The sequence below is a fragment of the Maribacter forsetii DSM 18668 genome (assembly GCF_000744105.1).
Lineage (GTDB): Bacteria > Bacteroidota > Bacteroidia > Flavobacteriales > Flavobacteriaceae > Maribacter > Maribacter forsetii.
The window spans coordinates 4,165,536-4,179,016 of sequence record NZ_JQLH01000001.1; the positions used below are offsets into that span (position 1 = coordinate 4,165,536).

A 13,481-nucleotide genomic window follows, 5' to 3' on the forward strand; every position below is an offset into this window, starting at 1 on the left:
TACCTACAACTTCTTAGCACCCAGACCAATTCGATCGCAAATATACTGCCCATTTTGACAATAAGGCACCAACTTTTCTTTTATAAAAGGAAAAACGATATCTTTTTCATTTTCAGGATATAAGACATGAACATTGGCTCCTGCATCTAAAGTAAAGCAAACATGAGTTTTAGATGTCTCCCTAAATTTCCAAATCTCATTGATTATAGAAAGTGTATTTGGTTTCATCAATATAAAATAAGGATTGCTTGTCATCATCATGGCGTGTAATGTAAGTGCTTCACTTTCCACAATATTTATAAATGAATCTAAGTCTCCTTCTGATAAAATGGACTTTAACTTCTCTAAATTATTATGTGCTTGGTCAAAACGCTGCGTAGCGAACGGGTGCCCGTGCATTAATTCATGCCCCACGGTACTACTCACCTGCTTTTCACCTTTATCTACCAATAAAATAGTATCATGAAAATTACTAAATACCTCATGTACTGCGTACGGATATTTTATACCGAATAAGTTCGAGCTTCCTTCAATTGAAGATGTTTCTCCCCATTGTACCAAAGGTCCTTCTATGCTGCGACATGCACTACCAGAACCTAATCTTGCTAAAAATGAAACCTTTCGGTTAAAATGTTCTTCTGAAAGCGTCTTTAGAAACGTTCTTTCCATCTCCATAAAACATAAAGCCAAAGCAGACATACCACTAGCTGATGATGCAATACCACTACTATGCGGAAAAGAATTTGATGTTTTGATTACGAAGTGATAGTCTTTTAAAAATGGCAGATAGACCTCTATTCTCTTTAGAAATGTATTTATTTTTGGTTTAAACTCTTCTTTTGCCTCTCCCTCAAAAAAAAGATCGAACGAAAACTCTTCGCTTTTTTCATGCTTCTTTTTATACTCAACGCTCGTTTTAGTGACACATGCCGCTAAAGTAAAACTGATAGATGGATTTGCAGGTATCTGATTCTCTCTCTTTCCCCAATACTTCACCAAGGCAATATTACTGGGCGAAGCATACGAAACAATGCCTTCTTCTTTCAATGTTGTATACGGTACTGGAATAAAATCTTTTTCTGACATTGAATTTTCAATTTGTGCAAATATAGTTTTTAGGGCAATCAATTAAAATAAATCCTTATTTTAGAGCTAAACACCAACCAATTGAAAAGAAAATTAACGTACGTCTTTATTGGTATTATCGTATGCTCTACCATAGGGTTTCTAAGCAGTGTAGTTACACAAAGCTCTGTAAACGATTGGTATATGACATTGAACAAGCCAAGTTTTAATCCGCCAAATTGGGTTTTTGCACCTGTTTGGAGCGTTCTTTATGTAATGATGGGCGTTTCTGTAGGTTGGGTCTGGGCAAAAGGATTTCATCATAAGTGGGTAAAAACAGGATTGTACCATTTTGGTTTTCAACTACTTTTAAATGGATTATGGAGCATTGTCTTTTTTGGACTTAAACAACCTTTCTATGCATTACTTATTATAATTGCTCTTTTGATAGTGCTTTTACTAACCTTTAAATGGTTTAGAGTGGTAAGTAAAATTGGTGCATACTTGTTAATTCCATATATATTATGGGTCTGTTTTGCTACAGCTTTGAACTTCAAAATTTGGCAACTAAATTAACTAGCCATTTCTAACAATTTATTCATTGTTCTATAATTTCTGGTTGTTGCCATTACATTCAACTTTCTCTCAATTAAGTTATTGTTCAATTTTGCTTTGCCATATCCGGCATTGCACTTTAAATATATACAACCGTCAGCAATTGAAAACTCTTCATTTACAAAAGCTTCCGTTTTAAACTTAATCAATGTTTCAATGCTTGGAGAACTACCTACAAGAACAAAATATAGCTGCTTTTTGATGCTATCATCATCAGATGCGAACGGATTATCATTTACCATAGCAGACACCTGATCAGTGGTTCTTATTAGTACAGGCACCTCAATACCAAATCTATTCAAAATAGCTTCTGCAAGCAACCCTTCTAATTCTGATGTAGAATCAACTACGCTTTTAAAAATGATATTACCACTTTGAATATATGTCTGGACATCTTTTAGCTCTATACTTTCGCATAATTCTCGAAGTTCAGCCATAGGAATTTTATTCTTTCCAGCTACATTTATACCTCTTAAGAATGCAATGTATGTTACCACTATTTTTGACTATTTGAATTTAAACCTTCCACTACTCCATTGGCAGCAATAAAACCACCCGTCCAAGCATTTTGAAAGTTAAATCCGCCAGTAATGGCATCTATATTTATAATTTCTCCTGCAAAATATAGACTTGGTAGAATTTTACTTTCGTAAGTTTTAAAATTGATTTCTTTTAAGTCCACACCACCGGCCGTAACAAACTCTTCTTTAAAAGTACTTTTTCCATTTACCTGAAAAATACCTGCAGTAAGTTGTTCTGATAATGAAGTTAATTGTTGTTTTGATACTTCTGGCCATGTTGTTGTATCATCTATACTGGCTGCTTTTACCAAGTTTGCCCATAAACGTTTGGGAATATCCAACACCTTGGTTCTTAAAACCGTTTTCTTTTCCAATTGTTTCACCTTAAGAAACAGTTCCAATAATCCATTTTGATGATAATCCGGCACCCAGTTCACTTGAATTTTGAATTGATAATTATACTGCTCTAAAATTCTTGCTCCCCATGCTGAAAGCTTTAAAATTGCTGGTCCGCTCATTCCCCAGTGCGTGACCAACAAAGGTCCTTCAGAAAATAAACTCGATACATCTATTTTTGCTTTTACCGACTTTTTACCAAAATTCTTTTTCGGTATTACCTTTACCTCAGCATGTGTAGCTACACCTGGTATAGCTGAAATTCGTTTATCTTTTACATTGAAAGTGAATAGTGATGGGACCGGCGGAACAATTTTATGTCCTAACCCTTCAATATATTTCCACATTTTAGGATTGCTTCCCGTAGCCAGAATAAGCTTTTTGCAGTACATAAAACCATCGCCAATGGCCACCTTCCATTTTTTGCCAACTTCTTCATCTATTTGCTCTATTCCTGTCACGGAGCAAAGGGTTTTCACCTGAATCCCTAATCTATCCGCCTCTGAAATAAAACAGTCTATGATTGTCTGAGATGAATTACTGACAGGAAACATTCTACCATCGTCTTCAATTTTTAATGCAACACCACGTTCTTCAAAAAAACCTACCGTATCGCCACTTGCATAGGTATGAAATGGACCTAAAAGTTCTTTCTCACCTCTAGGATAGTTTTTGCTTAAATCTGCAGGGTTAAATTCTGCATGGGTAACATTACAGCGACCACCACCAGAAATTTTAACCTTGGTAAGCACCTCTTTACCACGCTCTAAAATTGCAATTTTTGTATTTGGCCTTTTCTCGGCAATATGTATTGCAGCATAGAAACCTGCTGCGCCACCGCCAATCACCAGAACATCGTACATTATTTTACACGTTCAGGAAAGTTTGTAATAATACCATCTACAGAAATACGTTTCATAGCTTCAATATCTGCAGGCTCGTTTACTGTCCAGGTATATATTTTAAATCCGGCATCTCTAATTTCGTTGGCCTTTTCTAAATCTAGATTTTTAAAATACGGATTAATTGCTACAGCATTCAATTCTTTAGCGACAGGTATGGCATCAACAGGATCTTCTTCTGTCAATACTGCAATAGCAACGTCTGGGTTATACTTACGCATTTCTTTTAGTTCATCCCAATTAAAACTTGATATGATAAAATTCTCTGCAGACCAATTTCTTTGTTCGATATAGTAATTCATGATATAGTTAACCTTATCTGCAGTACCTGCACCTTTAAGCTCTATATTCAAAGCTACCTTATTATCTATTAGCTTTAAGACATCTTGAAGCATCGGTATTTTATGACCACCTTCAACGACTACCTGCATTAGATCAACAATATAATAATCTTCAATACTACCTGGTGCATTTGTTAATCGATCAAGCTTATCATCATGAAAAACAACAATCTCCCCACTTTTAATTTTAAAGACATCGATCTCTATCATATCTACACCTAAATCCATTGCTTTTTGAATAGATGGCAAAGTGTTTTCAGTTTCGTGCCCCATGGCTCCTCTATGACCAATTACTAAGGGTTCTTTTTTCATTTGACAAGATACTAAAGTGAGACAAATTAGGGCAAGGGTAATTCTTTTAAACATGTTCTATAGATTTAATTCAAAAATAAAGGATTCCAAAGGATTTAAGTTAATTGAAATATGCCCTTCTCCGTTTTCTATTCGCAAAGTATTATCATGCCCGTATAATGCATCATTCAACGAATAACTACCCTCTTTCAATTTCCATAATTTCACCAAATCTACCGGTATTTTTAAATCAAATGAAAAATGATCATTAACATCGAAGTTTGAAACAATAATCAGTTTTTGATTCTCAGACCAACGCACATAAGACAATACCCTATGATTATAATTTTCAGTAATTTCCTTATTGTAAAAATGAATCTCTCTGTAATCGCCCATTAAAGCTTCACTACCAATGGTAAAATTCAACAGTCTTTTATAGAAATCTCTCAATGAAGCTTCTTCAGGTGTAGATTGACCACCATCAAATTTTTTATCATTTACCCACCTTTGATGATGAGGAACACCAATATAATCAAATATGGATGTTCTTGACGGACTCCCAAATCCTGCATGTTCTGCAGCTGGCTCACCAACTTCTTGCCCAAAATATATCATTGTTGGTGACGTACTGATCGTTGCAGAAACGACCATGGCAGGTCTACCAATTTCAGCATTGCCAACAAATTCCGGACTTGCAATACGCTGCTCATCATGATTCTCTAAAAAGTGAAGCATGTTATGCTCAATATCTTTTAACCCGTTTTGTACAACTGGTAGGTGATCAGACCAACCATAACCTTTCATTATATGTTTTAGTCCATCATAAAAATCTACCTTATCATACAAATAATCCATTTTACCTTTATGGATATAGGTTCTATATAAATCTGGATTATATACCTCTGCCATTATAAAAGCATTAGGATTATTCATTTTAATAGATGAATTCATATAGCTCCAAAACTCTACCGGAACCATTTCTGCCATGTCATATCTAAAACCATCAACACCCATTGCCAACCAATACAATGCAACATCCCTAAACTTACGCCAAGAGCTGGGCACCACTCTTTTTACCCAATAATTAAAATGTTCCTTATAATCTTTTTCCCCGTAATCATTGGGCAACATATCAAAATCCAACCTACCATCTGGTCTTACTCCGTAATTTATTCTAACGGTCTCATACCAATCATTCATATCTGGTTGTGGACTTCGTGAACCATTACCCGTCCATTTAGCAGGTACCTCCTTTAATTTAGAAAAGGAAAATTCTGGAACATCACCTCCTAACGGAACATAACCATCTCGCCATTCAGGAGTTTTAAATTCCGTTCCGGGGATGTAATAAAAGTTATTATCCTTTTGATATTCTACGGATGTATCATCGCCAAATCCGAAATCAGAAACACCTTTGGGGTTTGTCTTTCCTTCATACTTTCTAGCTACATGATTAGGTACAATATCTATGATTACCTTCATACCCGCTTTATGTGTACGATCAATAAGCGATTTGAACTCCTTTAACCTTTTTGAAGGGTCTTTTGCCAAATCTGGGTTAACATTGTAATAATCTTTAACCGCATAAGGCGATCCCGCCCTACCTTTAACCACGTCTGGATCATCATTTGAAATTCCGATTTCGGTATAGTCATTGATTACTGCATGATGCGGAATACCCGTATACCAAATGTGGGTAACACCTAAGTTTTTAATTTTCGCAAGCGCCTTTTTATTAAAGTCTGCAAATTTCCCTACCCCATTTTCCTCAATAGTACCCCAAGGCTTATTATTCGTATTTGTATTCCCAAATAGTCTGGTAAATACATGATAAATTACAATCTTACTATCCATGTGGCAATTCCATTTTTAAACTTTAAAGCACTAAACTAAAGACAAATTAAACGGTAGTCAATTCATCTGGTGATAATGCTACTTTTTTTCCATTTACACGAATGGTCACTTCTTCAGTTCCCATCAATTGAAAAGTAGTCTCTTTAGCAGTAACATTGACTTTAATAACTCTATTTCTAAAATTGACTTTAAACGAATATGCACTCCATTGACTAGGTATTTGTGGCTTAAACGATAATTTATCATTGACCACTCGCATGCCGCCAAAGCCTTCAACTATACTCATCCAAGTACCGGCCATGGACGTAATATGCAAACCTTCTTCTACCTCTTTATTATAATCATCTAAATCTAACCTAGATGTTCTTAAATAGAAATTATAAGCTTGTTCCATTCTCCCCAATTTGGCAGCTTGTATACTATGTACGCAGGGAGACAATGAAGATTCATGCACTGTAAACGGCTCATAAAAATCGAAATGTTTTTCTAGATCTTCCGTAGAGAAATCTTCCTCAAAAAAGTAAAATCCCTGCAGCACATCTGCTTGCTTTATATATGGTGATCTTAAAATTCTATCCCAACTCCATTTTTGATTAATAGGTCTATCTGACTTTGGTAATTCATCTACCCGAACCAAATCCTTGTCCAAGAAACCGTCTTGTTGTAAGAATACGCCATGCTCCTTTGAATACGGAAAGTACATTTTACTAGCTACTTTCTTCCATTTTTCGCATTCCCTATCCGTAAGTTGAGTTTTACCAATTATTCTATGATAATCATCTGGATAGCCACTTTTAACTTTATCTAATTGCGTAAGCGTATAATTGATACACCATTTTGCTAAATAATTGGTATACCAGTTATTATTTACATTATTCTCATATTCATTAGGTCCTGTAACACCTAACATCACATATTTATTCTTATCCTTGGATAAGTTTACGCGTTGGTGCCAGAATCTAGAAATAGCGATTAACACTTCTAGCCCCATTTCTGGTATGTAGCTATAATCCCCGGTATATCTAAAGTAATTATGAATTGCAAAAGCAATTGCTCCGTTTCTATGAATTTCTTCAAAGGTAATCTCCCACTCATTATGACATTCTTCGCCATTCATGGTTACCATTGGGTATAATGCAGCACCATTAGAAAAGCCTAACTTCTTAGCATTCTCAATAGCTTTTTCTAAGTGATTGTAACGATACTTCAATAACTTTCTAGCTACCTTATCATCTTTAGTGGCCATATAAAACGGAATACAATATGCTTCAGTATCCCAATAGGTACTACCACCATATTTTTCACCGGTAAACCCTTTGGGACCAATGTTTAATCTAGAATCTGTCCCTAAATACGTCTGGTTCAACTGAAAAATATTAAAGCGAATGCCCTGTTGTGCCTTTATATCGCCTTCAATTACAATATCACTCATATCCCAAATAGCGGCCCAAGCTTCTATCTGTTTTTGCATTAAGCCACTAAAACCAATTTCAGTTACTTCACTTAAACTATTATTGGCAACTTGTATTAATTCTTCATTTGGGTGATTTCTTGAAACCACGTAACCGCCAAATTTTGTTAAGGTAACGGATGTATTGGCTTTTACGTCTTGCTCAAATTTCAAAGACACAAAATTATCTGTTTTTTCTGATGGAACACCTGTTACTTCAGTACCATTATACTCCAAAGAAGCCTGCATAAACGTACAGGTCTTAAATTCTGTTTTCATGGTATGTGCTTCAATAAAAGCACGATTACCTGCAGAACTTACCTTAATAGTGTTCCAGAATTTATCATCCCAGTTACTATCTTCATTAGTAATACCACTATCTAAATATGGCTCAAATACGACTTTAGCATCAGTATTTAAAACCTTTACTTCATATGAAATAGCACCTACTTCATCAACATCCAGACTCAAAAATCGCTTTACCAACACATCGATTTCCACATTATTTGCAGATACCGCTTGAAAACTACGGGTATATACACCCTCTTTCATATTCAACTCTCTTCTGAAATTAGATACTTTTTTACAAGTTGCCAAATCCAATTCGGCATCGTTTAAATAGATTTTGATGCCTATCCAATTTGGAGCGTTCAATACCTTTGCAAAATATTCTGGATATCCATTTTTCCACCAACCCACACGAGTTTTATCAGGATAATAAACTCCTGCAATATAGCTACCTTGAAAAGTATCACCTGTATAGGTTTCCTCAAAATTTGCACGTTGCCCCATAGCACCATTACCGATGCTAAATATACTTTCAGAGGATTTCACATTTTCCTTGTCAAATCCATCTTCGATAATGCTCCAATTATCTGGTTTTATATAATCTTGATTCATTAATTCAATATTGAGTTGAAATTAAAACAGAATAAGGATGAATAACTATCCTTATTTATTTATTATGATTTTTATTAAGTAACAATTCTAGAAAACTGTCGTCTATTTCCGTAAAATCCTTAAAATTATAATCAGCCTCCTTAAGTATTTCAGCATCACCTATTCCTATGCTTACCATACCTGCGGCATTGGCTGCTTGAATACCTGCCACCGCATCTTCAAAAACAACACATGAACTTGCCTCAACCCCTAAATTCTTAGCTGCAATTAAAAATACTTCTGGATCCGGTTTTGCTTTAGTAACATTATTACCATCAACAATACTATCAAAATATGGTAATAAATCAACTTTTTCTAAAATTGGTTTTGCGTTTTTACTTGCAGACCCTAATGCAATAGGAATATTTTTTTCCTTCAAGTACTCTAGTACGCGTGGAACATCAGGTAGAATTTCACTAGCGTTCATCTTTTCAATGTAGGCAAGGTAATCTACGTTTTTCTCTACCATCCAAGTATTAAATTGTTCTTGTGTCGCTTTAACGTTGCCAATGTCTAAAAGAATTTCCAAGCACCTTTTTCTACTTACTCCTTTAAAAAGTTCATTTTGTTCTTTTGTAAACTCGAATCCTAATTCGTTAGCCAGTTTGCGCCAAGCCAAATAATGATATTTTGCGGTATCAACAATGACACCATCCAAATCAAATATAAAACCTACTTTTTTCATTCTATTCTTCTATTAATTAATTGTAGAACCACGTTTAACCAATGTGGCATTAATAACCTCTGTTTTAAAAGGAGCTTCTTCCATTTCTAAAGATTCCATTCTGTCTATTAAAAACTTGGCAGCCTTTGCACCCATTATTTCACCATGTTGAGCTACTGTAGTTAGTTTTGGCGATGAGTATTTTGATAGAATCCCATCTGTAAATCCAATTATTGAAATATCATCTGGAACATTATACTCTAAGTGCTGAATTATACTCATACATTGAACGGCAAAAATCTCGTTAACGCAAAGTACCGCATCAATTTCATTATTTTGAAAAAACTCTGTTATGAGATTTGTATTGTCTAAACCATGGGGCAAAGTCAATATTAAATTCTCGTCAACTGCAATATTATTATCATTTAAAGCTTGTAGATATCCATCTCTTCTACTTTCGCTTACATTAAAAAAATTCTCTGTAGTTATCAAAGCAATTTTCTTTGCCCCTGCACTTATGAAATGTTCCACCGCTTCAGTTGATACTTCTTTATCATTCAACACTACCTTATCACAAGCAATTTCATCAGTAACACGATCAAATAGAACAATGGGTATACCCTGATCCAACAACTCCTTTAAATGAGTATAGTCATTCTTTCGCTGCGTTTCGGCACTTAACGAAAGTATGAAACCATCTATACTTCCATTTGCCAACATTTCCATATTAATCACTTCTTTATCAAATGATTCATCAGAAATACAAATAATAACATTATAGCCCATACTATTGGCATACTTTTCAATACCTCTAAAGACAGTGGTAAAAAAATGGTGCACAATATCTGGAATTACCACGCCAATATTTTTTGTTCTCCTGTTCTTAAGACTTAGTGCTATATTATTAGGACGGTAATTATAGAATTTGGCAAATGCCTTAATTCTATCTTTTGTGTCTTTGCTAATTTCCTTACTATTTTTTAGGGCTTTTGACACCGTAGAAATAGAAACATCAAGTTCTCTAGCAATATCTTTTAATGTGATTTTAGGTTTCAAAAAAGGAATTTTAGGAATTAAGATAAGAACTTAAATTATTCTAAAAGTTAAAGTTCGAATATGGATGGTAAATCGTAAATATATAGAAAAAAGTATTTTTTATATATTTGTACTAATATCACATATTCATATTTAAGCCCTTATTCAATTAAGAATATCATAAAATAGCCCTATATCATTCATTATACTCGCAAAAAATAAAAGTTATTAACACGAAACCGTTTTCGTAACTTTTTAACTTTGCCGATAGCATTGTTGACACACCTTTTTACATATTTTTAACAATTGAAATTAAATTAACTCAACTTAAATTAACAATTTATGAAGATTACATTCCTAAAAAGTCTGTTTATTCTAAGTGCATTTTTGTGCTTAGGATCTATACAGGCACAAGAAGTATCTGGAACGGTTTCAGATGCAAGTGGACCTTTACCAGGAGCTAGTGTTCTTGAAAAAGGAACAACGAATGGTACGCAAACAGATTTCGACGGTAATTACACTTTGACCGCTGAAGAAGGTGCTGTACTTATTGTTAGTTATATCGGCTACAAAACTCAAGAAGTAGCAGTAAACGGTAAAACTACAATTAATATTACCCTTCAAGAAGATGCACAAGCATTGGAAGAAGTTGTAATTATTGGTTACGGTACTACAACTGTTAAAGATGCAACAGGTTCTGTATCTTCCGTGACATCAGAAGATTTTAATGGAGGTATAATTGCATCTCCAGAACAATTAATACAAGGTAAGACTGCCGGTGTACAAATTTCACAAGCTAGTGGTGAGCCTGGTGCAGGTATAACTTTGAGAATTAGAGGTGCTGGTTCTGTTCGTGGAAACAATAGTCCGTTGTTCGTTATCGACGGCGTCCCTGTTTCTAACGAAAGTGTTTCTGCATCTGGTGGAGATTTAGGTGCTGGTAGTAGCGGGGCCAAAAACCCATTAAACTTTCTAAACCCTAACGATATTGAAAGCATGAGTGTTCTTAAAGATGCTTCTGCAACGGCTATCTATGGTTCAAGAGGTGCTAACGGTGTTGTTGTAATTACAACTAAATCTGGAAAAGGCGGAGGCACTTCAGGTCAATGGGGCTTCTCTAGTAATTTGAATATCGCAACGGTAGCAAACAAATATGATCTTTTATCTTCTGAAGAATTTGTAGAAAGAGGTGGTGCTGATCTTGGTGGCTCTACAGACTGGCAAGAATATCTTTTTAGAACTACTGCTTCTACCGACAATAACCTTTCTTACTCACAAAATTACGGATCAGGAAATGTTAGAGCTACTTTTGGTTACTCAAAGCAATTTGGTATTATTGAAAATACTGATTTTGAACGTATTTCAGGTAGAATAAACTTAACTCAACGTTTTTTTGATAACAAACTTACTTTGAATGCACAAGGAACGGTATCTAGAATCAATGATAGAGCGCCTTTCATTAGTAGAACTTCAGGAAGTACTGGTGATTTGTTAGCAGCAACTTATTATTCTAATCCAACGTTAAATGCTAATCCAAACATTGGAGCTGACCCTGATAGAAACCCTGCAAATCTATTAACATATTATGACGATAATTCAGCTACTGATAGATTTCTTGGAAACGTATCCTTAAACTATTCATTTACCGATGAACTTTCTGCTAAAATCAATTTTGGACTTGATACGTCTGAATCTACAAGAGGACAAGTAGTAAGCCCAAATATACTTGGTTTCACAAACGGTGTAATTGGAAATGGACGTGCTGTTGTAAGTAACTTAGACACTGAAAGCAAATTAATGGAGCTTACCATCAACTATAATAAAGAATTTGAAAACTCTAAGTTAGATGCTCTTGTAGGTTATTCATTCCAAGATTTTAATAGAAGTGGTCAAAATTTATTGGGTCAAGGGTATAGTACTACTGACATGAACCAAATAATTTCGGTTACAGAACAAGCTTATGAAGACACTCGCAACCTTGCAAGTAATTATCAAGGTTACGGTATAGGTACTTTCAATGATCTACCTGGCAATGGCGATCAATTTCGAATTCTAGGTTTAACGCCAAATATCAACTCAACCACTAGTAGTAGCTTACCTAGTATTCCAATCACTGCATTTTCTGTAGATACTTTTGATTTTACAGATGAATTACAATCTTTCTTTGGTAGATTAAATTATACTCTTCATGACAAATATTTATTTACCGGTACGGTAAGAGCAGATGGTTCGTCTAAATTTGGTGATAACAATAAATATGGAATTTTCCCTTCTGCTGCTTTCGCCTGGAAGCTTAACCAAGAAGATTTTATAAATGATGAGACTTTTTCAACTCTTAAATTAAGAGCAAGTTGGGGTATTACTGGTAACCAAGACGGTCTTGGCTATGGTGCTTACTTAAATAGAACAAGGTGGGATGGTTTAGGTATAGGAAGTAATTCTCAATTATCTGCACCTGCAACAAGTGAAGTAGCATTTGCAAACCCAGATCTTAAATGGGAATCTACAACACAATATGGTCTAGGTTTTGATTTCGGTTTCAACAACGATCGTTTTACTGCTACTATAGATCTTTACAGAAAAGAAACAAATGATATTCTTTTAAATTTACCTGCGGTACAACCGGCCACTTCCCCTTTTGTGTTCCAGAATATTGACGGAACTATTATCAATCAAGGTGTAGAATTAGGTCTTGACTACGACTTAGTTGCAACAGATGACTTTGTTTGGAATGCTAACTTCAATATTTCTTACAACCAAAATGAATTGACCGACTATGATGGTCCAAATATTCAAGCTGGTAATTTATACGGACAAGGTTTAACAGGTACAACATCTCAAGTATTAACTGACGGCAAACCTCTATATACTTATGAATTACGTTTAGTTGATGAAAATTTTCAAGTAGATACTGACCCAACTATTCTTGACAAGTCGGCATTACCAAAAATCGTTTCCGGTTTATCTACAAGTATGAGTTACAAAAACTGGGATGCTTCTTTATTCTTTTCTGGACAATTTGGATTTTATGTTTATAACAATACGGCAAATGCGTTATTTGCTGCACCACAAATTGGAAGTAGAAACAATTTACGAAGTGTTTTGGACGATAATATTAACTTATCTGCAACGAACCCAAGTACATTCTTTTTAGAAAAAGGAGATTTCGTAAGACTTCAAACAGCATCAATTGGGTACAATGTACCACTTAGCGGTGAAGGTACTTTTAAAACCATGCGCTTAAGTGCTGTTGGTCAAAATCTATTTTTATTGACAGGATATAGTGGATTAGACCCTGAAGTTAGTACTTCTGATATTCCATCTAATGGGTTCCCTTCTGCTTCAATAGACTACTTGTCATATCCAAGACCAGTTACTTTTAGTGTTGGATTTAACGTTACATTTTAA

Annotated in this window: 10 protein-coding genes; 2 read left to right on the forward strand and 8 right to left on the reverse strand. The window is 34.8% G+C overall.

What is annotated here, in order from left to right:
• Positions 1 to 3: 3 nt before the first annotated feature.
• Positions 4 to 1,086 (reverse strand): diphosphomevalonate/mevalonate 3,5-bisphosphate decarboxylase family protein, encoded by a 1,083-nt coding sequence (locus tag P177_RS17710; RefSeq protein ID WP_036156917.1) that lies wholly within the window; start codon positions 1,084 to 1,086, stop codon positions 4 to 6.
• Positions 1,087 to 1,167: 81 nt separating this feature from the next.
• Between P177_RS17710 and P177_RS17715 the strand changes: the two genes are divergently transcribed.
• The gene (locus P177_RS17715) at positions 1,168 to 1,641 is read left to right on the forward strand and encodes a TspO/MBR family protein (RefSeq protein WP_036156919.1); all 474 of its coding nucleotides are present in this window, start codon (positions 1,168 to 1,170) and stop codon (positions 1,639 to 1,641) included.
• On the opposite strand, the gene P177_RS17720 is transcribed toward P177_RS17715, so the two are convergent.
• Genes P177_RS17720 through P177_RS17750 form a run of 7 tightly spaced genes read right to left on the reverse strand, consistent with a single transcriptional unit; the run spans position 1,638 to position 10,094 of the window.
• Positions 1,638 to 2,177, reverse strand: a complete 540-nt coding sequence (locus tag P177_RS17720) for a DUF1697 domain-containing protein (RefSeq protein ID WP_036156921.1) — start codon at positions 2,175 to 2,177, stop codon at positions 1,638 to 1,640. The genes P177_RS17715 and P177_RS17720 overlap by 4 nt on opposite strands.
• On the reverse strand, positions 2,177 to 3,460 hold the full coding sequence (locus P177_RS17725) for a BaiN/RdsA family NAD(P)/FAD-dependent oxidoreductase (RefSeq protein ID WP_036156923.1): 1,284 nt from the start codon (positions 3,458 to 3,460) through the stop codon (positions 2,177 to 2,179). Before P177_RS17725 ends, P177_RS17720 begins: the two co-directional genes overlap by 1 nt.
• Entirely contained in the window at positions 3,460 to 4,152 is a 693-nt protein-coding gene (locus P177_RS17730; protein WP_084684728.1) for a glycerophosphodiester phosphodiesterase, read from the reverse strand. The genes P177_RS17725 and P177_RS17730 overlap by 1 nt, the downstream gene beginning before the upstream one ends.
• Positions 4,153 to 4,209: 57 nt before the next feature.
• Complete coding sequence (locus tag P177_RS17735; RefSeq protein WP_036156928.1) at positions 4,210 to 5,985, reverse strand: alpha-amylase family glycosyl hydrolase; 1,776 nt, start codon at positions 5,983 to 5,985, stop codon at positions 4,210 to 4,212.
• Between the two features lie 46 nt (positions 5,986 to 6,031).
• Complete coding sequence (locus P177_RS17740) at positions 6,032 to 8,335, reverse strand: glycoside hydrolase family 65 protein (RefSeq protein WP_036156930.1); 2,304 nt, start codon at positions 8,333 to 8,335, stop codon at positions 6,032 to 6,034.
• Positions 8,336 to 8,390: 55 nt separating this feature from the next.
• Positions 8,391 to 9,059 carry a beta-phosphoglucomutase gene (gene pgmB, locus P177_RS17745; protein WP_036156932.1) on the reverse strand — a complete coding sequence of 223 codons (669 nt, stop codon included), beginning with the start codon at positions 9,057 to 9,059 and terminating at the stop codon, positions 8,391 to 8,393.
• A 12-nt stretch (positions 9,060 to 9,071) separates the two neighbouring features.
• A complete protein-coding gene (locus tag P177_RS17750) occupies positions 9,072 to 10,094 on the reverse strand; it encodes a LacI family DNA-binding transcriptional regulator (RefSeq protein ID WP_036156934.1) in 1,023 nt (340 codons plus the stop codon).
• Between the two features lie 321 nt (positions 10,095 to 10,415).
• Here P177_RS17750 and P177_RS17755 point away from each other — a divergent pair, with 321 nt between their 5' ends.
• On the forward strand, positions 10,416 to 13,481 hold the full coding sequence (locus tag P177_RS17755; protein ID WP_036156936.1) for a SusC/RagA family TonB-linked outer membrane protein: 3,066 nt from the start codon (positions 10,416 to 10,418) through the stop codon (positions 13,479 to 13,481).

Coding starts and splice junctions, on each gene's coding strand:
- P177_RS17710 (WP_036156917.1), bottom strand. CDS start 1,086: ATGTCAGAAAAAGATTTTATTCCAGTACCGTATACAACATTGAAAGAA.
- P177_RS17725 (WP_036156923.1), bottom strand. CDS start 3,460: ATGTACGATGTTCTGGTGATTGGCGGTGGCGCAGCAGGTTTCTATGCT.
- P177_RS17730 (WP_084684728.1), bottom strand. CDS start 4,152: ATGAAAAAAGAACCCTTAGTAATTGGTCATAGAGGAGCCATGGGGCAC.
- P177_RS17735 (WP_036156928.1), bottom strand. CDS start 5,985: ATGGATAGTAAGATTGTAATTTATCATGTATTTACCAGACTATTTGGG.
- P177_RS17740 (WP_036156930.1), bottom strand. CDS start 8,335: ATGAATCAAGATTATATAAAACCAGATAATTGGAGCATTATCGAAGAT.
- pgmB (WP_036156932.1), bottom strand. CDS start 9,059: ATGAAAAAAGTAGGTTTTATATTTGATTTGGATGGTGTCATTGTTGAT.
- P177_RS17755 (WP_036156936.1), top strand. CDS start 10,416: ATGAAGATTACATTCCTAAAAAGTCTGTTTATTCTAAGTGCATTTTTG.